Raw genomic sequence first — 22,347 nt, forward strand, 5'->3', positions numbered from 1 at the left:
AGATAAAATATCAACTTATTAAATCATAATGTTCTCTAAAACACAGAAAACATTGAAAGAACAGAATCCTAAAAGTCATGAAAAATTAAGATATTAGGTGGAAAAGCAAGATGAACAGATTTTTAAAAGCACTTATCTACTGAAAAATGAGAGGTTTTTAGCATATTTTATTTTTTCATAATGAAATTATATATAGTTTTTTTTAACTAATTTATGCATAATATATTATGTAATTTAAATAAATTGGGGACGTTTTATGAATACAAAATGTTTAATTGCACTCTCTCTTTTCACTTTTATGACTGCTTCAACAGCGCAAGCGGCTGATACGGTAATGTTTCAACCATCAAAGTCGAATGTTACAGCGCCAAGTGGTTTAGCTCCAAGGATTGCGCCAGTCACTGTTTCTGTGCCTTTTTCTTGGTCTGGTTTTTATTTTGGCGGACAAATTGGACAAGTTTTCACTAAGAGCACTTTAGATTACGCTCCAAAAACAGAGAACGGGAAATGGGCTTGGGTCAACAGAGATCTCTCACCAAAACCATCAGGATTTGTCGGCGGTTTTTATGCAGGTTCTAATATTGATTTAGGAAATAGCCTTGTTGTTAGTTTTGATACAGATATGATCTGGTCTGGGCGGAAAAACAGCCAAACGGACAATGGCAAGAAAATTCTCGATAACTTAGACTCTCTTAACGCAGTCTTTCAAGAAGCTGGAATTCCTATTATAAAACCCGCTGCTCAGGATGAAAAGATCCCCAACTATGGTGATATTATTGTGAGCAGTGTCACATTGAAAGAAAAATGGGCTGGCGCTCTGCGTGCGCGCATTGGTTTTGCTTCCCATCGTCTTATGCCTTATATTGCAGGGGGTGTTGCCTACACACAGATGCAATATATCCTATCTCTTTTAACAAAATCGCAAGAAGATTCGACAGTATTTGCTTCTGGCAATGTGTTCGATAAGACAAAAAGAATGATTGGTTATACTGTTGGTGGTGGCTTTGATCTTGCCATGACAGATGACATTATCATGCGTACAGAATATCGTTATACAGATTTTTTTAAACAGAAATTTGCCAATGATGAACTTAAAATGAGTGCCCAGGCGCATAATTTTCGCCTTGGCATCGCTTATAAATTCTAATGTCTTGTAGAAAACAATGAAACGTTTAAAAAGCCCTGTAAAAGCAGGGTTTTTTTATGCTTCTCTCCCCCCTTTAAAAAAGACGAAGACTCTAAAAACCAGCGCTAAACCGTCCATAAAGGCTAAACCATCCATAAAGAAATTGTGAAACAATCCAGCTTTTCGCAAGCTCCTATCCTCCCCCCCCTTTAGAGGACACATGTGAAATAGAAAAGCTTTACCCTCACGATCATTACATGAAATAAGGAAGAACACGGATATTTCTTTAAAACAAAGACGCATACTGCGCATCAAGGGCAGCTGATGATGATAACACGGACAACAGCATAGCAGAGATAGAGTGTATGTGTTTATTTTTCAATCTTTATCTTCACGCCTCCCAAAGCAATGTTTCTTCATCGATAAACAATCCAGTTTTTCAGTGTCAATTCACCGATCACCTCCTTTTTCCTCAAGTAAGATCACTTGATAGGGTCACGGAAATTGCTTTTCGCGCCCCATCTCAAAAAAACAAAGATTTTAACCCGCTATTTTAAACCACTATTCTAAAAACCCATGGCGGATTACCTTCTATCACCCCACGTCAAATGACGCTGTTGACAACTGTTCTATGCAGAGTGGAGCAAGAATATCGCCTCTCTCTGTTTGTGTCATTTCTGAAGCGAAAGAGACAATCTCATTGGGGAAGAACTCATTGGGGAAGAATATGACGTTGTAAAAGCAAAAAAAACCATTTGTGAAAAGCCGTTTCCAGCCTTACCTTCTCCTTTTTGACGTCTGCTTCAGCAAGCAAAGGCCAAGCAGTATCTTTTAAAGAGTTGAGTTTACACATAGACCTCACGTTTTTTTTTCAACCCATTTGGGTCCCCTCACATCATAGGAGAGTCCTTCAAACCATGCCCTCAAGACACGGGCTCATTTGCAGGCGTATTAAAAAAAACATGAAACCCGCAAACCCATTTCGCCACAGATCCCATAAAAAATAAAATCTATTGTGCACCCTCTTTACCCTTCATTAAAGAGCACGCTGGAAGCTTCCTATACTTTTCCCCCCTCCAAGGATACCCCTTCGCACTTAATCAAATTCATGAAAAGGCATGCTTGTACAGTTTTACGCCACAAAAGTGTATCCGGTTTATCATGTGCAAGAGCATGGTTTTGACTGATTGGCAATCAACAGATTTTAAAACAAGAGCCCGCTCTCGTCTTCAAGGTTGTTCATTCAACAGACAAAACAATAAATTCTCTTGATAAATCCCAATATTTTACAAATCCCAGGATTTTATAAATCAATATGGCGCACTCTGACAGGATAAAATAGAAGTCTTTATCAAAGTGGTGCGGGTGGTCGGACTCGAACCGACACTCCTCTCGGAACCAGATTTTGAGTCTGGCGCGTCTACCAGTTCCACCACACCCGCACTTGTATTATAAAAGACAGACTTGTCGATTATTCCTTTGCACTATATGAAGAAGCATAGATTCGTCAACAGCAGACTTTTGATTTTTTAAGAATTTCTCTCATTTTTTCTCTGTTTAATGGAATATTTTCTTTATCGCATTTATAGCAAATTCATTGGTAAAGTTTTTACCTCTTAAATTTATAAAAAACTCATGATATTAAACAAATTAAAGCTTTGGACGATTTCTTTAGCAAATCGGCGTACAGCACCACACTGGCTTGGTTTCATTGCCTTTATTGAAAGTTCTTTTTTTCCCATTCCCGTAGATATTTTATATATCCCGCTGCTGCTTATCCGCCAAAATCGGGTTTATTGCTATGCTTTCATTGCAACCATCTGTTCTGTTTTAGGAGGCATTGCCGGTTGGTTTATCGGACATTTTGCCTATGACACCCTTGCCAAACCCATTTTAGAATTTTACGGTAAAGTTGAAAGTTTTGAAGCTCTAAAAAACCATGCAACCCTGCAATTTCTAATCATTTTATTGATAACATCAGGTTTTTTTCATCTTCCCCCCATCAAAATTGTCACAATTTTGGCGGGTGTGATGAGTGTACATCTTGAACTTTTCATTCTCATTTGTATTTTTTCCCGAGGTGCCCGTTTTTATCTTCTCGCGTGGCTGATTAAACATTTTGGACAAAAAGCAATGAATTTTCTGAAACAGCATTTCAAATGGATTATCCTCATGGGGTGTGTTAGTCTCCTTTTAATTTATGGGCTTTTCATAGCTTTTTTTAACAAACAGCTTTTATAAGGAACAGACCCAATGGCATGTGTTTTTTCTTCCCATTCCCTTTTACACAAGCATCTTCATCTAGAACCCAGCAGAAAAGAACAAAGTTTATGGGCTTTTTTTCTGGCTTTTTGCTTGTCCGCCACCGTAGGTCTTGCCCTTTGTTTTGAATATTTTGGTGGGTATCTTCCTTGCGATTTATGTCTTATCGAACGTTTTCCCTATTACGGTGCCATCCCCTTTTTGCTCTTAGCAGGTTTTGGAGCATGGTTTTTTCGCATGTCTTCTTGGATACAACTTTTATTTTTATGTGTTTTTGTCTTAATGAGCATCAGCCTTGTTTTAGCCATTTATCATGCCGGTATTGAATATGGCTTTTGGGAAGCTCCTCTCAGTTGTGGTTTAAACGCTGTGCGAAAAACCTCAGACATTAACCAACTGCTTAATCAATTAAACAACATTCACCCTCCTTCTTGTTCAGAAGCCCCCACCCGTTTTCTTTTTCTTTCATTTGCCGGTTGGAATGTGGTTGCAAGCCTCCTTTTCATCCTTATGAGCCTCTATATTACTTCAAAAGGCATTCTTTCAGTCCACAAGACATAAACGAATTCCCCCCATGCAGAACAGCATACTTTCTCTTTAAAACACTGCATAGCGCATGGGTTTGCAATAGCAAAAGAGCCCCCAGCACAAAGCGTCGAGAACACAAAAATTATCCCTGCAACACGCGTCCGCAAACATCATCTTCTCATCAAACTTCTCCTTAAACATTAAAACGGATGAAACACACCTTTTGTTGTAAAATCTTCCTCTGTTTTCTTTTTCATGCCTTTGCAGATTTAATGTTGTTATCAATATTCTCCTCTCCAAAAGGAGGAGAAAAACAACGAATATCTATATTTTATTGTTTTGCTTCTCTATACTTATCAGCAATATTTTGATAGAAGCTGGCGGCAGAAAAGCGATCAGAGAATTAAGTGAGGGGACCAATAAATATTGAATGGTCAACCATGCCTGAGGATAAAAACACAACGCCTCCCACTACCCCTCCCTCGCTCACTCCTGTAGAGATCTGTCACATTGAAGCACCGCATAGTGTGATGGAACATGATCATACCGCATGGCGAGAACATGAGAAATTTGGAGATCTTAATGCGCCTTACACAAAACCCCCTCATATAAAACCTCGTCTCAAATCAGCACCGCGCATTCGACAAGTTTTTTGGTGCGATTTTCCTCATGATTCGATCCTCCCTGAATTCTGGAAAAAACGTCCTGTTTTAGTGCTCTCTAAGAATGCGAAACTCTACGGGAATGTTACGGTTTTGCCCTTTTCAACAAAATCGCAACCGAATAATCCCGCGGCTTATGCTTTACAATCTCCAATAGAACATAAAAAAGCATGGATTATCTGCAATTATGTGACAACCGTTTCGGTAAGCCGTCTGAGTTGCTCACGGGGCGTCCCAAGGTTATCGGAGGAAGAATTTCATAAAGTTATTTCTCTTATGCTTAAATATTTACCCCGTTTACACCCTTGACTTTTTTTTACAATAAGCGTATATAAAAAAGCATATACGGCATCAGTAATGGTGGCCGCTTCCCCGCAAGGGGAGATAGGAACGGAGGAGTGGGAAACCACTCCTTTCGTCATTTAAGCGCTCCCTTTAATTTAAGCGATCCAGCAAGAGTATCACCATCATCACGCAAAAGCAACGATCACAAACTGCAGTAAAGAGGCTTACGCAGTAGCAAGGATTATAATTCTCTCTTTAGAGAACTGTTTCACAATAAACAGCCCGCAGGATGCATTCTCCTTACACGGTTACCTGTTTCCTTTAAACAAGCGATTTTAATGGTCAATTTTATTTCCAAGAAACACCCCTCTTTGGTGGAATATATTTTTCTTTGTTTTATCCCCTTGAAAGCCCTTGATATTCTTCAAGTGTCATTCTTTAACGTTGACCACCATCACCATAAAACAAAAGCTTGTTCATCACTTCCATTGGCCAGAAATAAATGGACAAAAGAGACACTGAAATATCGATCATCATCTGCGCGAGCGACAGATTCTTCCAGAGTGACCACGCCCTACAATCGTTTTTCTTTTCGCATTTTTATCATGATAAATCATAAGATATCCTTTTCGTATTATGCCATGAGAGGATTTTACTATGGCGCCAATTTTTCAAGAGAAATCCTTCACAAAGCGATAGAGAGCAAGGTTTCTTTATGGAAAGCGCGCAGGACGCCGTGTTTTGACCTTTTCCATCACAATGATAAATTCAAACTTTAACCAACGCGACAATACGCTCCCTCTAAATGATTTTCGCACCACCTCATCCGCCACAGGCTGCTCCAATATCGATCCATTCATCGGTGTATTTCCTTGAGATTTTTTTGCACTTTCAGTCCCCGTAAAAAAAGAAAAGATTTTTTTTAGCATTGTCACCTCCATAACATTTTCAACTCCATTGCATTTAATTTTCCTATTCAGTTGATTCGAATTGAACAATGCCCAAAAAAAATCAATAAAAATAGAGGGTTAAGTTATGAAAACGATAGGGGAGGTTTTACTGCCCCACAATATCTCTTTCCCCCCTCTGAATAGTCATTGAAATACGATAAAATATTTTCTTATGTAAAAACAATTAGTTATAATCTAGGGGAGAATAGCTTAAACCTCCCCCCTGAATAGGAAGGCATCCTCAAAATTATTAAAAAAAACGACGTAATTTTAGTGATCTTTTTATTTTTTTTCTGATAAAATTAATTGGCAGGTTTCTTAGGAGGAGCCCCTCCGGTAGGTTCCCAATTAGCAACAGCCGCTAATTCCTCAATGAGCTTCTCTCTTGGTATATTTTCACCATTGGCCAACTTGTACTGGACGGCATGTTCACGAAGCCACTTTATAAGCGTTGCTTTAACACTTTTACCCAGTTCAGCCTCACTCACGGCTTCCCACGCCGCAACACAGCTACAGTAAGCTTTGGAGCATAACGTGGATGATTTGGATCTTGAAACGTACATTTCTGATCTTTAATGTCGTCAGAATCATTCTTAGGGAAAAAATGCAGGATAAAAATCGCGCAAGAAAAGCCAATAAAAATAGAGGGATAAGTTACGAAAACTATAGGGGAGGTTTCAGTCTTATGTAAGCCTTTTTCATCCTAACTTATCCTTATAAAAAACGTTTTTTTAAAAATATAAAGAATATTTTCTTATATAAAAACAATTAGTTATAACCTAGGGAAGGATAGCTTAAACTTCCCCCTAAATAGGAAAGCATCCTCAAAATTATTTAAAAAAAAACGACGTAATTTTAGTGATCTTTTTGTTTTTCTTCTGATAAAATTAGTTGGCAGGTGTCTTAGGAACCCCTCCTTTAGGTTCCCAATTAGCAACAGACGCTAATTCCTCAATGAGCTTCTCTCTTGGTAGATTATTATCATCGACCAACTTGTACTGAATGGCATGTTCACGAAGCCATTTTATAAGCGTTCCTTTAACACTTTTACCACTCTCAGCCTCGCTCACGGCTTCCCACGCCGCCACAGCTGCAGCAAGCTTTGGAGCATAACGTGGATGATTTGGATCTTGAAACGCATATTTCTGATCTTTAATGTCGTCAGAATCGCCCTCAAGAAAGAAAAATGCAGGGCGCTGTCCATATGATAAAAGCCATTCTTTTAAATCTTTAACGGAAACATGCGAGGAATCTGCATCTATAAAATCCTGAAAATTATAGTACGACCATTCTATCGTTAACCGGTGATCTTTTCCTGCTTGAACGATGGCATGATAAACTGCTCGGAAATTAGCAATATTTTCTAATGATAAAAGAACATTACCTTCGTAAATATCACCCTTTTCTGGTTCTATTTTGTTGACAAACCGACATTTTCCTGGATTTAATCCGGCTATTAAAAGTGCTGCCTGCGATATTGTTAGTTTTTCAAGAAGTCGCCATAATTTTAAACCGTCATCAATTTCCATATACTACGTCTCTGTTATTATCTACAAAATTTAACCATTTTTTTAAACATCAAGAGTACTCATCCTTTGATGTTTAAAGACTATGCACTTCTCACATTGCGACTCATCTCATTCATCAAAATGAAGACCTCCCCCATGTATGATCCACAAGGAAATGATTTTGATTGATTCAATATAAGAAGTTTTGAAGTGAGAGAATCCTACTGAATTTGGGGCTTTCATGCAAGATATAAGGCGCGTTGCAAGGCGATAAATGACCTTTCATAAAGCACCATTTTCATGCGTGATCAAACAATTTGATAGATAATATCTTTTGCACTCTAACCTTTAAAACAAGTTCCAATTACAGCACAAAAGATAATTTGTTAGACGCAAACAAGTCCACCTCAATGCTAATATCATAAGAGGGCTGACTTACACTTAAAACGCGATGCGGAATGTAAAACGATCCAATAAAAATGCCGAGAATAAACGCTGCTAAAGACTGTCGCGAACATTGGGGACTAAGACAAGTGATGGCGCTGGCGTGCTCTTTTATGAAGCATAAAGATGAGAAGACTCAATAGATTTTTATTATTTCATGGGGGAATTTATCTTACTTCATGGGTGCCTTACTGCTCTACCCTTCACGAACATCCTTACGAAAAGGAACTTAGAGCCCTTGAGACAAGGTCTCTTTTAAAGAATGATCTCAAATTTCAAAAAGTTTTTTATCGTTTTTTGAACGCACCAACTAAATAATAGCGCTGGCTTATTTTTTCATACATTTCCGAGCATAAATCCATTGACTCTCGTACAATAATTGGAATGCTCCATTGGAACACCCCTTTAGCAAAATAAAGCCTATTTTCTCTCAATTCCTTCACGGGCCCCCCTCGCGACACCCCTGAATAAATCTCCTTTATTGATTGGTCAGCTTTACTTTCATGGCGCCCGCACATTCTTTTTTTCTCACTGCAACCTTTTTGCATTTTTTCAGTTTGTAACTTTTAGGTTGACTTTCAGTTTATTTTTCTTCATCTTTTAGAATTATTCTAAAGTGCAAAGGAACAGAAAATGTTGAAATCGTTTTTTTCATTTGTACAGCGTAAAGCTCTGTTCTTTCGTTCAGCACAAAACATGCTCCTTCAAGCGCTGAAAGTTAAAGAGCAACAAGCAGCGCTCTATTTAAAATATGCAAAAGCGCTAGAGCCTTATTCCTCTAAAGAAGCGGCAGTTTTTACGGCGATGGGCATCCAAGAACTTGAAAATTATAAGCAACTTTTGTGTCTTTCTTGCCAAAATCGAGCGCACACGGCAGATGGATTATGTGAGCAAACTTCTTTTGTAAAAAGCAAGGGGAGCCACCCCTCTCCTAAAAAAACAGCAGCAAATCACACCATAAAAAAGCCCTCGAAAGCGCAAAAACAAACACTTTTGACATGGATTCAACCAGGTCTTGCCGGGTTAATGGATGGCTCTGTCTCCACCCTTGCCCCCATTTTTGCTGCCGCTTTTGCCACGGGAGAAACGCATCAAACTTTTTTGATCGGGCTTTCAGCTTCCATTGGAGCGGGACTTTCAATGGGTTTCACAGAAGCCGCCCATGATGATGGAAAATTATCAGGACGGGGTTCGCCCTTGAAAAGAGGTCTTGCCAGCGGCATTATGACAACATTAGGTGGCTTAGGTCATACACTTCCCTATTTGATCAATTCTTTTTATGTTGCAACAGTGATTGCCTGTATCATTGTTTTTTTCGAACTCGGCGCCATCGTCTGGATCCAGAACAAATACATGTCAACCCCTTTTTGGCGTGCCTCTTTACAGGTCATCATTGGGGGAGCTCTGGTTTTTGCCACAGGGATTCTTATCGGCAGTATTTAAAAACGCGCATCCCTTATCCTTTCGATCTCGAATATAATTGAGCTCTCTCATAGCGCGTCCTTTTTAACGGGCATCAAATCATTATTGGCAATCCCTTTATTAAAAAGATTCTTATAGTGCTTTGGGCTGCATACTTTAGCGTATTCTGGATTAACAAGAGATCATAACTAAGCTCTGGGGACAACCTGCATAAAAAAACCTTTATCGACTTGTTTTATGAATATGTTTTGTTAAAGTATTATTTTTTTCTAGACTTCATATTTTTGAAATGCTTTGATCATGCCGCATACTGAAACCAACGCACCACTCAACAAGCAAAAAAATTGTGTCTCTTCAAAATCTTCACACTGCGTGACTTTATCCGTCGAGATTCTTGCACACGGACAAGGTTTAGAACTTCCTCACTACGCGACAGCGGGTTCTGCGGGTCTTGATCTACGCGCCGCCCTTGGAAAAGAAGAAACGCTTGTCCTTTCGCCAGGGCAGCGTGCTCTTATTCCAACGGGTCTCATTTTTCATTTATCCCCAGGGTATGAAGCGCAAATACGCCCACGCTCTGGTCTAGCTTTAAAACACGGCATCACATGCCTTAACACTCCAGGGACGATTGATAGTGATTACCGTGGCGAAGTCAAAGTTTTGCTCATTAATTGTGGTCAGGAAGACTTTTCTATTGAACGAGGCATGCGCATTGCCCAAACCGTCATCGCCCCCGTCACAAAAGTCACTGTTTGCGCCATTGAACCAGAGCAAAAAGACAACCAAAACCATCACGAAAGCCGTGGAATAGGAGGTTTTGGTTCCACAGGACATACTTAAAGCAGCTCAAAGCAACACAAGGCTCATTCTAAGGTTTTTTTTACTTCTTAATCCCTTGATTTTTTTGCGAGTACCCTTGGAGTTGGGAAATCCTTTACGTAGTGCGTCATCATAATACTAATACCGGAACAGCTTGAGGGATTGATTTGATATATTCTTTTTGAGAACTCTTGATTTTTGAGGTTCCTGGAGCTTTTAAAGCAAAGCAGCGCCCATTTATGCCCAAGGCTTTCACCTTTTAATCAAACGCACAAAGCCCTGCATCCTTTCTCTTCTCAGGTCCCTTCTCAACATTCACGACCTCATATCATTATCAATTCAGAAAATCTTGCATTTGAAACAATGAAACTTCCCTCTCGACGCAACAGCGGGTTCTACTGGTCTTAATTGATATACAATCCTTGAAGAAGCAAAAATCTTTGCACGTAAGATATGCCCTTATTCCTTGATGTTTTTCCTTGATCACTTAGGGCTTTTAAAGCACGCATCCTCCTCCACGCGTCTCATTTAAAAACACAAGCTTCCACATGCCCCTACCCCCCCAGGGACGATTGAGTGTAATGATCCAAGAAAACACCTCCTCTTGATTGGATTTAAGAAGAATTCCTTGTCTTGTAAAATGAGCAATTCAAATGCCATAAGAGTGGCTCATGACCAATTTGTTTTTTCCACCATCACACCCCAAGGCTCTTGTCCGTTAGCAGCAAGATTGAGAACATTTTATAATCCGATCAGACTGATTTCACGCTATCCAGCACATACATCTCTGGTTGCATCAATCGATGACACCGTCCCTCATCAATTTTACGCTATGACTTTGATAAGTTGCTTTGCTTCCTTCAACAAAGCTATTTTTTATCAGACATTTTTTATCACGGAGCAGAAGTTGTTCCAGAAATATGAGCGTTTTCCACAGTACTGGTTGTTACGGCCTCCACATGCCCCACCAGGTTAGTCCCCGCCCTCTCGATAGCACCGTCTGTCACAACAGATCCATTTGTTCCATCTGCTGTTTTATGATTGTTCCCTTCTCTTGCGGCAAGAGTGGGAGAGTTTTGCAATCCGACAAGACCGATTTTCCCATATCCAGCCATGCGTATTTGGTTTAATAAATCGATGACAATGCCATAATCAATTTCACTATCGGCTTTGATTAAGATTTTTGTCTCTAAATTTTGCTTGGTCTCCCTCAACAAAGTTTCCCTCAAGGCTGCTTGTTCTATAAGATGATCGCCAATGTAAAGAGAATGATCTTTTTGCAAAGTGACATAAAGGGGCTCATCAGGTTGAACCACTGAAGGCGCTTGAGTGATCGAAGGAAGCTGAACAGGAATGACAGATGTTGCCAAGGGAGCAGCAACCATAAAAACAATCAGCAAGACCAACACAACATCAATAAAAGGGGTCACATTGATTTCACTGTGCAACCCACTCTCATCGAGATCAAAATCATCATTAAAGCTTGCTTTCATTTTTTATGACTTTTCTGTTGTTTTTGTCGGTCCAGTTCACGACTCAAGAGCCTTTCAAGAGCAGCAGCGATATCACCTAAATCACTGCGATACCCATTCAAAGCACGCATAAGGCTATTATACATAACAACGGCAGGGATCGCTACAAAAAGCCCAATCGCCGTTGCAAATAAGGCTTCAGCAATTCCAGGAGCAACCACATCAAGCCGCGTTGTTTGCGATTGCGCAATCCCGATAAAAGAATTCATAATTCCCCAAACCGTTGCAAAAAGCCCCACAAAGGGCGCAATAGCCCCAATAGTTGCAAGAACAGCGCTTCCACAGGCAACACGTCGTGTCGCAGCCAGCAAGCAGCGTGACAAAAGCGAATGAACCCTTTCCTTTAAACCCTCATGAACATCACGGACATAACCATCACGAGAAACATTCCCATATTGATCGTTTTCCTCATAAAAGAGAATATCTTCAAGCGTTTGTGCACTTTTCCTTGGATTGGTTCTCTCACCCGAACTTTCGCTTGTTCCTTCAGGAGCAACAAAATGAACCTCTTGCGTCGAAAGATAGATCTCTTTAAGAACTTCTTTGAGAAAAAACACCCCTGCCCCTTTGCTTTCTTTCAAGCTCGCAGCCAAACGCATAAGAGTCTGAGCGTTCAGAACCAATCGGAGTTCATGACGCACGCGTCGTTTTGCCAAAGTGATCTCAATAATTTTCACAAAAGCAATTGTCCAAGATATCAAAGAAGCAAGCAACAAAAGAATGATAACAGCTTTCACCACCCAATCAGCAGCCATAAACATAGAAAAAGGCGAAAAATCATGCATTGCCAATACAGCAGAACTCTTCTCTAAAGGGACTGTTTCAGATTCCATTTCTGTCTCACAACTCTCGTGGTCTTAATCTTCCATTATACGCTGAATCGCCATTCTGCAGAGCCCCCCTGTTCCACACCGCTACTTCAACATCACCTCCGCATTACTCTTAAGAAAGAAAACTTGATAAATCAAGTATAGTTTTATTCCCTAAACACTCTCTCTTATTCTAAAGAAATCATTCAAGAAATTTTTTATAACCCTTCAAAAGTTTACCTTACTTAAGTCACTTTACTGTGTAAATTTGGCAAAATGATAAACTTATCAGAAATCTCCCATATAATATTACAATTGATAAAAATAACGCATCATCTTTCTACTTACAACATATTGATTTATAAGAATAATTTATCATAATTGTTGTTGAACAAGCCTTTCAGACGCAAGCTTTTCTCATTTCAACCGCTCTTGAATAAAGAGAACAAAACATCTGCCTGCAAGAGATAATTTATACGGGCTAAACAACACAGATTTTTCTCTTAAAGAAAAAGATCTTTAACCTTTTAAAAGAAACAGCCCCCCAAAAGCGAGAAAATGGTGCTGAATACCTTGAAAGGCATAAAACAATTTTAAAAATTGTACAAAAAGACAAGGAACTAAAAAACACTTTTAGCGTTATCCTAGCAGTAAAAATTTTCACTCCAATGCAAATGATTACGATGAACACAGCAAACACCACTATACAAGAGAGGGACAGAACATCATGAACAAGAACAAAACAACACAAAACAATAAAACCGCCGCAGAAAAAAACCTACACAACGAGCTCCAGGGACAATTAGAAACATTACGTCATGAAATTTCAGGGATGACCTCCACACTGACAGATCTTGGTGCAAAAAAATTCAATGTAGCCAAAGACAAAGCGGAAAAACTGTATCACTCAGCAAAAGAAAGTAGTGAAGACATCATGTCTCAAGCAAAAGACAAAATCAGTGATCTTGAACAAACCATGAATCAATGTGTTCGCAAAAATCCTGGCAAGAGTGTTTTGTTTGCAGCAGGGGTTGGTTTTATTCTTTCTCAATTACTGCGTCGTTAAGCAATGCATAAGTTTATCGCTCCTCTTTTAAACCATCTTGTCGGTGGAGGGCTAAAAAGCACTGTCAAGCAAGTGCGCCTTCAAGCAATTTGCTGTGGGTTTATTGGCATTTCATTTTTGATGGCTTTGCTTTTTTTATGTATGATTGGTTTTCTTGGGTTATGTACTGTTATGAAGCCACTTTTTGCCGCCAGTATCATGTTTTTAATTTGGATTTTTCTTGCCGGACTAGCACTCATGATCAACAGGGTTCTGAAGATTTATCAACGCTATGATCAACAAAAAAAGACCGAAGAACAACGCCACAAACTGATGACAGATGCAACTGTTTCCAGCCTTGCTGTTCTCAGTCAACATCTCCCTTTTGCCAAATTAGGCGTCCCCATTCTGGGACTAGCAACGTATTTTCTGTGGAAAAAAGATAAAAAAGACCGCCTTTCCGACGAAAATATGTAAGACTGTCATTCTAAATCCCCCCGGTGCTTTCTTTTACAATAAAGAAAGCACCTTTTTCTTCTATTTTTTGAAACAATCTTAATTTATCTTGTTGTGATGAAGCAAAAGAGACAATTTTCACACGCCCTAGCATTTTAATCGCTCCCCCCATTTTCCCCTGTCACTCGCAGAGGTAAAACTTGCCAAGCAATGTTAAATAAGCAGCAAACAATCCATTACCGACCTTTCAAAATTACCTGCCTTTCTAAATAAGAGCCCCCTCATTACCGTCTTTACTGCCAGCTCGTGTGTTCGGCTGCTTTAATAGATTTCTCCTTTAAAACGCGGGTTATTTTTTTAAGAAATAGCTTTTACACACTCTTGCCTCACTCGTCGGTAGAATTTGTTTTTTTATCGCATGTGGCCCCTGCTTTGTATTTTCTGATGTTATAAAATCCTTCCTCCAGATAATAAATTCCCCTGCATTTACAAGGATTTTAAACTATACTTTACCCTCATAAGACCCAATGAACATGGACATAACAGTCGTATTACTAAATACGATTTACTACACCTTATCAACACAGAATAACACATAATGTAAATCAGTTAAACAACACTATAAAAATAAGAGCAATACACAACGGGTAGTATGGAATGAGCGTAAATAAAGATGATTATTATGGAATTCTTGGTGTAAGCTGCGAATGCAATAATAATCAGATAAAATCGGCTTTTCGTCAGTTAGCGATGCAATATCATCCTGATCACAATTCTAGTAATAAGAAAGCGGAACAAAAGTTTAGAAAAATTTGCGAAGCCTATGAAATTCTTAAAGATCCTCAAAAGAGAGCTGTTTACAATCAGTTTTATCATGAAACTTTTAAAGATAATGATACAACTTTTGAAAGTAGGAGAAGCCAAAAGAATAGCAGCAAAAAGACTGCTATAAGCGAGTTTACAGCATATAGACCCACAATTTTCTTAATAGCATTGATCATTGTTCTTAGTGTTATCAAAACGCCACCAGAACTATTACCCCTCATATCAATTCACTGTCTTTATTTATATGAGCATGAGATTCTGGTGATTCTTAAAAGCTTTACCGATTACAATAATCGCATGAGGATTAGCTGTCATTTTTTTCTCGTTAAGTTTCATCTCAACAATAGTCGTAATCTTTTTGTATGCTGTTGTAAATTTCTATGGCGTCAAGAAATTGAAGAAACTTGGTATAGTTGAGGAATAACTTTTAAACCCACATATGTTTTTGTAAAAAATGCTTCTCAAAGTATCTTAAGCGCCCTCTCTAATAAATTCACAAGATACGATCATGTTTGATCTTCTATAATAAACTATTACACCGTCGCATAAAGATTATAATGTCTAGAGAGGGATTGTTTTCTTTATTGCTTCTTACACGGATTTACAATGATGTGTTTTTTTGGCTCCGCTGTTAAAAATGATTTTTGTCTGAATTTGTCGGCATCATGATGGGTGAGAACCTCTATCATCTCCCGCACGAGCAGTATCCAAAATTTCCCGCGCCCCACCTTGCCCCATCATGCGAATAATGGGTAAGGTTCCAAAAAAGACAAACCTCTCACCCCCTTTTTTGCCAATATCTCCCCTGCTCTGCTTTTCATCCCTCTCTTTAACCAGCAAATTTGCCAACTCTCGTCTCTACTAACTCTTTCTCACGGCCATTCCCTTACAGATCCTTTCCTCAAAATATCTTATAAAACTTCTCGCACGCCACTCTCATCCATTATGCAGAAAAAAAACACACTTTCAAAAACAGATCACGCCCTCTGCTAAAAGTCTTAGTTTATGATACTGCACGCAAAAAAACTCAAGATTTCTCAAACGCAGTATCCACGCGTGCATCATGCTGAGTGATCACATCCATCAACTCTGTCACGACCGTATCCAGCACATCTCGTGCATCCCCCTCCGCCATAAGGCGAATAACCGGCTCAGTTCCAGAAGCACGGATCACCAATCGTGCTTTTTTTCCCAACCGCCTTTCTGCTTGATCAATGGCCGTTTTGACGGGATTTTTTTTCAAGACATTTTTATCTTTAATCGTTACATTTTTTAAAATTTGTGGAACAGGTTCAAAGCGTTTACACAATTGGCTCATAGGGCTTTGACTTTCCTTCATACAAGCTAAAATCTGCAAGGCTGCCACCAACCCATCACCCGTTGTCCCAAAGTCACTGAGCACAATATGCCCTGAAGCTTCTCCTCCAACATTATATCCCTTTTGGCGCATGGCATCGACAACATAACGATCTCCAACTTTTGTTCTGATAAGGTCCAATCCTTTGCTGTTCAAAAACCGCTCCAGTCCTAGATTGGACATAATCGTTGTAACAACCCCATTGCACCGTAACCGTCCCATTTTATGCCAATTTTCAGCAATCACAGCAATCAACTGATCCCCATCAACTGTTTGTGCTTTTTCATCAACAATGAGCACACGATCGCCATCTCCATCAAGAGCAATCCCCGCATCAGCACGCACTTCATGCACTTTTCGTTTTAAAGAGCTTAAATCGGTTGAGCCACATTTTTGATTAATATTGGTGCCATTGGGTTCATTATGAATAGCAAAAACCTCAGCTCCCAACTCCCATAAAGCCCGGGGGGCGGCTTTATAAGCAGCGCCATTGGCACAATCCACCACAATACGCACAGCATCTAAGCGAACATCACGAGGCAAAGTTCGTTTAGCATATTCAATATACCGATAAATATCCCCCTCGACTCGTTTTACGTAACCAATTTCAGCAGAACTTGCTAAAGATTTTGACAGATCTGTATCGATCAATTGTTCAATTTTTGCTTCCATATCATCTGAAAGTTTAAAACCATCAGGACCAAAAAGTTTAATGCCATTATCATAGAAAGGATTATGAGAAGCAGAAATCATCACGCCAAGATCCGCGCGCAAAGAACGGCAAAGCATTGCAACAGCAGGTGTTGGTACTGGCCCCAATAAAAAAACTTCCATTCCTGCAGCAGTCAGTCCTGAAACCAAAGCATTTTCCAACATATAGCCAGATAATCGGGTATCCTTGCCAATCACCACACGACGCGATTGATGGTGTGAACGGAATAAGACCCCTACAGCCATCCCTACCTTCATGGCAAAATCAGGTGTCATAGGAAATGAATTGGCTTTTCCCCGAATTCCATCTGTCCCAAAATATTTTTGCACCATGCCTCGTTCCTTTATCCTTCTTCCCTTAGCTTTTCTTTAACACTCTAACAGTCCCCTTGGGGACAATGGATCCTCTGATCCTATACCCGTTACCCGCTCAACGAGACCATTGGACTTGCCCCTCATCTTTTTAGAGCATCAAAGACCCTCTTCACCATTGACGCATCTAAACGACGCTCAACCAATAATGTTTCTCCTCTGCACACATAAAGCAATATTATTTTCTAAACAGGCTTTACACATTCCTTGAAGACACCCAAAGGATAGTCTCACACCCTGCCAAAATCGCAAACCAATCCATCGCCTCACCTCGCGCTCTTGAGCAAACCTGCAAGCCCATTCATCATCAAACCTCACAATCCTCTCGGCCCAAAACCGCAAGACACCCCCATCACTTAACCTCGCACCCTTGAGCAAACCCGCAAGCCCATTCATCATCAAACCTCTCAACCCTCTCGGCCCAAAACCGCAAGACACCCCCATCACTTAACCTCGCACCCTTGAGCAAACCCGCAAGCCCATTCATCATCAAACCTCTCAACCCTCTCGGCCCAAAACCGTAAGGCATCCCCATCACTTAACCTCGCACCCTTGAGCAAACCCGCAAGCCCATTCATCATCACAAACCTCACAACCCTCTCGGCCCAAAACCGTAAGGCACCCCCATCACTTAACCTCGCACCCTTGAGCAAACCCGCAAGCCCATTCATCATCAAACCTCTCAACCCTCTCGGCCCAAAACCGTAAGGCACCCCCATCACTTAACCTCGCACCCTTGAGCAAACCCGCAAGCCCATTCATCATCACAAACCTCTCAACCCTCTCGGCCCAAAACCGTAAGGCACCCCCATCACTTAACCTCGCACCCTTGAGCAAACCCGCAAGCTCATTCATCATCAAACCTCTCAACCCTCGGCCCAAAACCGCAAGACACCCCCATCACTTAACCTCGCACCCTTGAGCAAACCTGCAAGCCCATTCATCATCACAAACCTCTCAACCCTCTCGGCCCAAAACCGTAAGGCACCCCCATCACTTAACCTCGCACCCTTGAGCAAACCCGCAAGCCCATTCATCATCAAACCTCTCAACCCTCTCGGCCCAAAACCGTAAGGCACCCCCATCACTTAACCTCGCACCCTTGAGCAAACCCGCAAGCCCATTCATCATCACAAACCTCTCAACCCTCTCGGCCCAAAACCGTAAGGCACCCCCATCACTTAACCTCGCACCCTTGAGCAAACCCGCAAGCCCATTCATCACAAACCTCTCAACCCTCGGCCCAAAACCGTAAGGCACCCCCATCACTTAACCTCGCACCCTACCAAACCTGCAAGAGAACAGACCTCCTTATCCCCTGCTAAAGCTGTCATAATAAACGGATTTGCTTAATTTTTTGCTTCCATATTTTAATATTACATTAAAGGCGCAAAGCTTTGCTCGCGCCTTTTTCAAAGAATTTAGAAATTTTTCCAAAACATAGCCACTTAAGCGCTATTAAAGGGTTCTTATTTTCCTTTATCAGATCCCGAAGGCTTTGACTTTTTTTCAACACTGTTTTTACTTTGAGAGTGATTGAGTGTTTTTGTGGAATCTTTTGCGTTTTGGGCTTTTTTCTCAGCTTCACCCGATTGCACTTTTTTAGACTCAGTATCCTTGGACATAGTATCATTAGATTTTGCTGTTTTTTTCCCAACAGCACCCTCTACCTTACCGCCCTCACCTTTAACGGTTTCTGCTTTATGGGACAGTGTTTTAGGCGCTGTTTTAGCGTCTTTTTCATCGCCCACAGAGTCCCCTGCTTTCACCGTTCCAGTTTTTGGAACAGAGGAAGTCCGCAGCGCAGCATTTTCATCTTTCTGTGTGCGTGAAGGAGGCTTACCTGCAATGACTTCGTTAATTTCAGCGCCCGTTAAAGTTTCATATTCCAACAAGCCTTGAGCGAGAGCAAACCATTCTTTTCTTTTTGTTTTTAAAATATTGGTGGCATTTTTATAGGCATCATCAATAAGCTTACGCACTTCCATATCAATCATGCGGGCTGTTTCTTCAGAGACATTTTGCGTTCGTGCAACAGAATGACCTAAAAAGACTTCATCTTGGTTATCGCCATAAGCGACATTTCCAAGCAGATCAGAAAATCCCCACCGTGTGATCATGGCACGTGCTAATTTCGTTGCTTGCTCAATATCAGAAGAAGCCCCCGATGTGATATTTTCCTTTCCAAATTTCAACTCTTCAGCCACCCGTCCTCCCATCATGATGGCCAAACGAGAAATCATCCAGCGATAACTCATGGAATAGCGATCACCTTCCGGCAACTGCATCACCATTCCCAATGCCCTTCCCCTTGGAACGATTGTTGCCTTGTGGACAGGATCAGCAACCGGTACATTAAGAGCCACAATAGCATGCCCTGCTTCGTGATAAGCCGTGAGTTCTTTTTCCTCTTGCGTCATAGCGGTTGAACGACGTTCAGCCCCCATCATCACCTTATCTTTTGCATCTTCGAATTCTTGCATTGTCACCACTCTTTTATTACGGCTTGCAGCCATAAGAGCAGCTTCATTGACAAGATTCATCAAGTCTGCACCGGAAAATCCTGGTGTTCCCCTTGCCAAAACTTTCAAATCAACATTCGGAGCTAAAGGGACATTGCGCACATGCACTTTCAAGATTTGTTCCCGTCCAGAAACATCTGGGTTTGGCACCACAACTTGTCGGTCAAAACGTCCTGGTCTCAATAAAGCAGGATCCAGCACATCAGGGCGGTTTGTCGCAGCAATCAGAATAATACTTTCATTGGGCTCAAACCCATCCATTTCAACAAGCAACTGATTTAAGGTCTGCTCGCGTTCATCGTTTCCACCCCCCAGTCCAGCCCCCCGATGGCGTCCAACAGCATCAATTTCATCGATAAAGATAATACAAGGTGCATTTTTTTTAGCCTGCTCGAACATATCACGCACACGGCTTGCCCCAACACCAACAAACATTTCCACGAAATCAGATCCTGAAATGGTGAAAAATGGCACATTGGCTTCACCCGCTACAGAGCGCGCTAACAGCGTTTTACCGGTTCCTGGAGGACCAACAAGCAAAACACCGCGTGGAATACGTCCTCCTAAGCGTTGAAATTTTTGTGGTTCGCGTAAAAATTCAACAATTTCTTGCAGATCTTGTTTTGCTTCTTCAACGCCAGCAACATCCTTAAAGGTAACACGTCCTTGCGCTTCATTAAGCAATCTTGCTTTTGATTTCCCAAATCCCATTGCTCCGCGTGATCCATTTTGCATTTGTCGCATAAAAAAGACCCACGCCCCAACAATAATAATAACAGGCAACAAAGAAAACAGGAGATTAAGAAAAATACTATTTCCAGAACTTTCAGGAATAGCTTTAACATTGACGTTTTTGCTTTCCAATTTTTGTATCAAACCTGGATCGCGTGGTGCAAAAGTTGAAACAGTTCTCTGTTCGACAGTTTGTCCTGTTAATTTTTGACCTTGAATGGTTACCGATTTCAGCTCGTTATTCTCAACCTTTTGCAAAAATTCAGAATAGGAGACTTCTCCACCACCAGAACGTTGACTATCTCCATTAAAAATAGAAAACGATATAATCAAAATCAAGGCAATAACTCCCCAAATGAGGAGAGAGCGGTAATTGGAATTCATATTCAGCCCACTTAATCAAATATAGATTTCAAACAGTTCCCCTTAACATATAACCTTGTCAGCCCCTTGCCAAGGGATGAGAGACGGTTTATTCTCTTTTAGCGTTATTTTTCTTTATCTTTTCACCTCAAGATTAAAAAAAGGTTCCACAACATTCACCAGCGCAGCATCTTCTCGTGAGGAAAGCCAATCAAAAGGCGCCATAATCCGCTTGATGATAACATTTTTATGAATAATCGCTTGAGAAATCAACTCAGGAATATCACATCCTTTATCATTTGAAATCATCAGCAGCGATTGTAAAGAGGGAAAATGAGGCTTTTCAAGGTTAAAATTGCTATTTTTCAATGAAGATTTCAGCTGTTCTAAATTGGCAGCTCCAACCTTTATAGCCTCAGATCCATGATTGGTAATCTGATAGCGCCCATCCCATATGAGCGTTTCCTCTGTCCCTACCAGAGTCTCTTTCATATTGCGCCCTTCACGCCATAAAGCAACGCCATCTTTGTTATATTCAATAACACAGCCTGCATATGTAAAACGCTGCTTTACGGGAGAATGGAGACAGAATTTTTGAACAAGCGTGCTTAATTTTTTTTGGGGGAGCAAATAAAATCCCCCACCCATCAACACGGCAAAAAGCCCAACAACAAAAGGGAAACAAGCGTGTTTGTGTAAAAGTGGCGCAGGCTTTTTGATGAAACAACGCCCATATTGAACCGTAATATCCAGCGCTACAATTAAATCGGCAATATTTTGCGCTTGTTGACGACGCTGCAAGGCGGCTTGATTTATTTTTTGAGCAATATCAGTAAGCTTTTTCGAAGAAAGAGATTGGCGCACACGCACACGTTCAAAATTGCGATCTTCGTTTGTGGGATCATCAATCCACATTTTTCCTTGTGTGCGTAAATAATTGCGCAATGTTTGGCGTTTTATGCCAAGAAGCGGCCGAATCAAACGCACTTTTCTATGCAACAATGCTTCACGTGGAATACAAGATAAACCACGCTCATAGAGTCCCTCTTTTTCAGCACTCTTTTTTCTCGTTTCTCTAGCATGATCTCCATCACCCATAACCCTAGTTTCACTGCACAACGCACCAGCAAAATCACCCGCAGAAAAACCATCACGCATAGCACTAGCGTCATCACCCAAAAGCTTCCTGCTCTTTTGAAGACGTTGAGACCGCATTTGGTAAGTTTCAACCTGATCATTGAGTGTATGGCCCGTCATAATAAGGGAAGCGCCTTGTCTTTGCGCTTCCAAAACCAAGAGATCATAGCGTGCAACACGAGCGCTAGAAGCAATATGTGTCTTTGGTTTTGTGCCTTCCCACCGCACAGTGATATGTTTAATGTGATGGGCACGACAAATTTCCGCAATAGTTTCTGCTTCACACGCTGATTCTTTACGCAATTGGTGATCAACCGTCACAGCAATGATTTCTGGGGGCACTGAGAGCGTTTCCAAATACTCTTTGACCAAAAACATTAAAGCTAAAGAATCACTTCCCCCTGAGACGGCAAGAATCACTCGTCGACACTGAATAAAATCCGATGTTTTAAAGAGATTTCTTGCCAGTCTAACGCACAC

Annotated in this window: 21 protein-coding genes, 1 tRNA gene and 1 pseudogene; 9 read left to right on the plus strand and 14 right to left on the minus strand. The window is 40.7% G+C overall.

Annotated elements, in window-relative coordinates; translation table 11 throughout:
• Nucleotides 1–256 precede the first annotated feature (256 nt).
• Nucleotides 257–1,147: an outer membrane protein gene (locus NNJ85_RS07475; RefSeq protein ID WP_254474932.1), complete on the plus strand. Its 891-nt coding sequence runs from the start codon at nt 257–259 to the stop codon at nt 1,145–1,147.
• A 691-nt stretch (nt 1,148–1,838) separates the two neighbouring features.
• On the opposite strand, the gene NNJ85_RS07480 is transcribed toward NNJ85_RS07475, so the two are convergent.
• Both NNJ85_RS07480 and NNJ85_RS07485 read right to left on the minus strand, forming a co-directional pair.
• Entirely contained in the window at nt 1,839–1,979 is a 141-nt protein-coding gene (locus NNJ85_RS07480; protein ID WP_254474933.1) for a hypothetical protein, read from the minus strand.
• Between the two features lie 504 nt (nt 1,980–2,483).
• Nucleotides 2,484–2,568, minus strand: a tRNA-Leu gene (locus NNJ85_RS07485).
• A gap of 193 nt (nt 2,569–2,761) precedes the next feature.
• Here NNJ85_RS07485 and NNJ85_RS07490 point away from each other — a divergent pair.
• The 3 genes from NNJ85_RS07490 (at nt 2,762) to NNJ85_RS07500 (ending at nt 4,887) form a co-directional block, all read left to right on the plus strand.
• Nucleotides 2,762–3,367, plus strand: coding sequence for a YqaA family protein (locus tag NNJ85_RS07490; RefSeq protein ID WP_254474934.1), 606 nt, complete (start codon nt 2,762–2,764; stop codon nt 3,365–3,367).
• Nucleotides 3,368–3,379: 12 nt separating this feature from the next.
• Nucleotides 3,380–3,949, plus strand: coding sequence for a disulfide bond formation protein B (locus tag NNJ85_RS07495; protein WP_254474935.1), 570 nt, complete (start codon nt 3,380–3,382; stop codon nt 3,947–3,949).
• A 407-nt stretch (nt 3,950–4,356) separates the two neighbouring features.
• The gene (locus tag NNJ85_RS07500) at nt 4,357–4,887 is read left to right on the plus strand and encodes a type II toxin-antitoxin system PemK/MazF family toxin (protein WP_254475174.1); all 531 of its coding nucleotides are present in this window, start codon (nt 4,357–4,359) and stop codon (nt 4,885–4,887) included.
• A 689-nt stretch (nt 4,888–5,576) separates the two neighbouring features.
• Here NNJ85_RS07500 and NNJ85_RS07505 read toward each other — a convergent pair.
• From NNJ85_RS07505 to NNJ85_RS07515, 3 genes are all read right to left on the minus strand, one after another.
• Nucleotides 5,577–5,792 carry a hypothetical protein gene (locus tag NNJ85_RS07505; protein ID WP_254474936.1) on the minus strand — a complete coding sequence of 72 codons (216 nt, stop codon included), beginning with the start codon at nt 5,790–5,792 and terminating at the stop codon, nt 5,577–5,579.
• 323 nt (nt 5,793–6,115) lie between these two features.
• Nucleotides 6,116–6,376 (minus strand): hypothetical protein, encoded by a 261-nt coding sequence (locus tag NNJ85_RS07510; RefSeq protein ID WP_254474939.1) that lies wholly within the window; start codon nt 6,374–6,376, stop codon nt 6,116–6,118.
• A gap of 324 nt (nt 6,377–6,700) precedes the next feature.
• The gene (locus NNJ85_RS07515; protein ID WP_254474941.1) at nt 6,701–7,342 is read right to left on the minus strand and encodes a hypothetical protein; all 642 of its coding nucleotides are present in this window, start codon (nt 7,340–7,342) and stop codon (nt 6,701–6,703) included.
• A 1,056-nt stretch (nt 7,343–8,398) separates the two neighbouring features.
• On the opposite strand from NNJ85_RS07515, the gene NNJ85_RS07520 reads away from it, so the two are divergent.
• Both NNJ85_RS07520 and dut read left to right on the plus strand, forming a co-directional pair.
• Nucleotides 8,399–9,208: a VIT1/CCC1 transporter family protein gene (locus NNJ85_RS07520; protein ID WP_254474942.1), complete on the plus strand. Its 810-nt coding sequence runs from the start codon at nt 8,399–8,401 to the stop codon at nt 9,206–9,208.
• A 279-nt stretch (nt 9,209–9,487) separates the two neighbouring features.
• Nucleotides 9,488–10,027, plus strand: coding sequence for a dUTP diphosphatase (gene dut, locus NNJ85_RS07525; RefSeq protein WP_254474944.1), 540 nt, complete (start codon nt 9,488–9,490; stop codon nt 10,025–10,027).
• Nucleotides 10,028–10,899: 872 nt separating this feature from the next.
• Here dut and NNJ85_RS07530 read toward each other — a convergent pair.
• Complete coding sequence (locus NNJ85_RS07530; RefSeq protein ID WP_254474946.1) at nt 10,900–11,499, minus strand: biopolymer transporter ExbD; 600 nt, start codon at nt 11,497–11,499, stop codon at nt 10,900–10,902.
• A complete protein-coding gene (locus NNJ85_RS07535; protein ID WP_254474950.1) occupies nt 11,496–12,371 on the minus strand; it encodes a MotA/TolQ/ExbB proton channel family protein in 876 nt (291 codons plus the stop codon). Before NNJ85_RS07535 ends, NNJ85_RS07530 begins: the two co-directional genes overlap by 4 nt.
• A gap of 703 nt (nt 12,372–13,074) precedes the next feature.
• Between NNJ85_RS07535 and NNJ85_RS07540 the strand changes: the two genes are divergently transcribed.
• The 3 genes and pseudogenes from NNJ85_RS07540 to NNJ85_RS07550 form a co-directional block, all read left to right on the plus strand.
• On the plus strand, nt 13,075–13,413 hold the full coding sequence (locus NNJ85_RS07540) for a YqjD family protein (protein ID WP_254474951.1): 339 nt from the start codon (nt 13,075–13,077) through the stop codon (nt 13,411–13,413).
• A gap of 3 nt (nt 13,414–13,416) precedes the next feature.
• Nucleotides 13,417–13,869, plus strand: coding sequence for a hypothetical protein (locus NNJ85_RS07545; RefSeq protein ID WP_254474952.1), 453 nt, complete (start codon nt 13,417–13,419; stop codon nt 13,867–13,869).
• 636 nt (nt 13,870–14,505) lie between these two features.
• A pseudogene (locus NNJ85_RS07550) lies at nt 14,506–14,742 on the plus strand (DnaJ domain-containing protein); the annotation flags it as partial.
• 594 nt (nt 14,743–15,336) lie between these two features.
• On the opposite strand, the gene NNJ85_RS07555 reads toward NNJ85_RS07550, so the two are convergent.
• The 7 genes from NNJ85_RS07555 to tilS form a co-directional block, all read right to left on the minus strand.
• Entirely contained in the window at nt 15,337–15,522 is a 186-nt protein-coding gene (locus tag NNJ85_RS07555) for a hypothetical protein (protein ID WP_254474954.1), read from the minus strand.
• A gap of 178 nt (nt 15,523–15,700) precedes the next feature.
• On the minus strand, nt 15,701–17,074 hold the full coding sequence (gene glmM / locus NNJ85_RS07560) for a phosphoglucosamine mutase (RefSeq protein WP_254474956.1): 1,374 nt from the start codon (nt 17,072–17,074) through the stop codon (nt 15,701–15,703).
• A gap of 177 nt (nt 17,075–17,251) precedes the next feature.
• Nucleotides 17,252–17,557 carry a hypothetical protein gene (locus NNJ85_RS07565; RefSeq protein ID WP_254474958.1) on the minus strand — a complete coding sequence of 102 codons (306 nt, stop codon included), beginning with the start codon at nt 17,555–17,557 and terminating at the stop codon, nt 17,252–17,254.
• Nucleotides 17,557–17,832, minus strand: coding sequence for a hypothetical protein (locus NNJ85_RS07570; RefSeq protein WP_254474960.1), 276 nt, complete (start codon nt 17,830–17,832; stop codon nt 17,557–17,559). The genes NNJ85_RS07565 and NNJ85_RS07570 overlap by 1 nt, the downstream gene beginning before the upstream one ends.
• Before the next feature lie 274 nt (nt 17,833–18,106).
• Entirely contained in the window at nt 18,107–18,379 is a 273-nt protein-coding gene (locus NNJ85_RS07575; protein WP_254474961.1) for a hypothetical protein, read from the minus strand.
• Between the two features lie 203 nt (nt 18,380–18,582).
• Nucleotides 18,583–20,751, minus strand: a complete 2,169-nt coding sequence (ftsH, locus tag NNJ85_RS07580; protein ID WP_254474962.1) for an ATP-dependent zinc metalloprotease FtsH — start codon at nt 20,749–20,751, stop codon at nt 18,583–18,585.
• 114 nt (nt 20,752–20,865) lie between these two features.
• A complete protein-coding gene (tilS, locus tag NNJ85_RS07585; RefSeq protein WP_254474963.1) occupies nt 20,866–22,347 on the minus strand; it encodes a tRNA lysidine(34) synthetase TilS in 1,482 nt (493 codons plus the stop codon).

Source organism: Bartonella sp. B1098 (assembly GCF_944896145.1).
Lineage (GTDB): Bacteria > Pseudomonadota > Alphaproteobacteria > Rhizobiales > Rhizobiaceae > Bartonella.

Bases quoted from the DNA above. Each gene is read 5' to 3' on its own strand.
- NNJ85_RS07475 (WP_254474932.1), top strand. From the start codon at position 257: ATGAATACAAAATGTTTAATTGCACTCTCTCTTTTCACTTTTATGACT.
- NNJ85_RS07480 (WP_254474933.1), bottom strand. From the start codon at position 1,979: ATGTGTAAACTCAACTCTTTAAAAGATACTGCTTGGCCTTTGCTTGCT.
- NNJ85_RS07490 (WP_254474934.1), top strand. From the start codon at position 2,762: ATGATATTAAACAAATTAAAGCTTTGGACGATTTCTTTAGCAAATCGG.
- NNJ85_RS07495 (WP_254474935.1), top strand. From the start codon at position 3,380: ATGGCATGTGTTTTTTCTTCCCATTCCCTTTTACACAAGCATCTTCAT.
- NNJ85_RS07500 (WP_254475174.1), top strand. From the start codon at position 4,357: ATGCCTGAGGATAAAAACACAACGCCTCCCACTACCCCTCCCTCGCTC.
- NNJ85_RS07505 (WP_254474936.1), bottom strand. From the start codon at position 5,792: ATGCTAAAAAAAATCTTTTCTTTTTTTACGGGGACTGAAAGTGCAAAA.
- NNJ85_RS07510 (WP_254474939.1), bottom strand. From the start codon at position 6,376: ATGTACGTTTCAAGATCCAAATCATCCACGTTATGCTCCAAAGCTTAC.
- NNJ85_RS07515 (WP_254474941.1), bottom strand. From the start codon at position 7,342: ATGGAAATTGATGACGGTTTAAAATTATGGCGACTTCTTGAAAAACTA.
- NNJ85_RS07520 (WP_254474942.1), top strand. From the start codon at position 8,399: ATGTTGAAATCGTTTTTTTCATTTGTACAGCGTAAAGCTCTGTTCTTT.
- dut (WP_254474944.1), top strand. From the start codon at position 9,488: ATGCCGCATACTGAAACCAACGCACCACTCAACAAGCAAAAAAATTGT.
- NNJ85_RS07530 (WP_254474946.1), bottom strand. From the start codon at position 11,499: ATGAAAGCAAGCTTTAATGATGATTTTGATCTCGATGAGAGTGGGTTG.
- NNJ85_RS07535 (WP_254474950.1), bottom strand. From the start codon at position 12,371: ATGGAATCTGAAACAGTCCCTTTAGAGAAGAGTTCTGCTGTATTGGCA.
- NNJ85_RS07540 (WP_254474951.1), top strand. From the start codon at position 13,075: ATGAACAAGAACAAAACAACACAAAACAATAAAACCGCCGCAGAAAAA.
- NNJ85_RS07545 (WP_254474952.1), top strand. From the start codon at position 13,417: ATGCATAAGTTTATCGCTCCTCTTTTAAACCATCTTGTCGGTGGAGGG.
- glmM (WP_254474956.1), bottom strand. From the start codon at position 17,074: ATGGTGCAAAAATATTTTGGGACAGATGGAATTCGGGGAAAAGCCAAT.
- NNJ85_RS07565 (WP_254474958.1), bottom strand. From the start codon at position 17,557: ATGGGGGTGTCTTGCGGTTTTGGGCCGAGAGGGTTGAGAGGTTTGATG.
- NNJ85_RS07570 (WP_254474960.1), bottom strand. From the start codon at position 17,832: ATGGGGGTGCCTTACGGTTTTGGGCCGAGAGGGTTGAGAGGTTTGATG.
- NNJ85_RS07575 (WP_254474961.1), bottom strand. From the start codon at position 18,379: ATGGGGGTGCCTTACGGTTTTGGGCCGAGGGTTGAGAGGTTTGTGATG.
- ftsH (WP_254474962.1), bottom strand. From the start codon at position 20,751: ATGAATTCCAATTACCGCTCTCTCCTCATTTGGGGAGTTATTGCCTTG.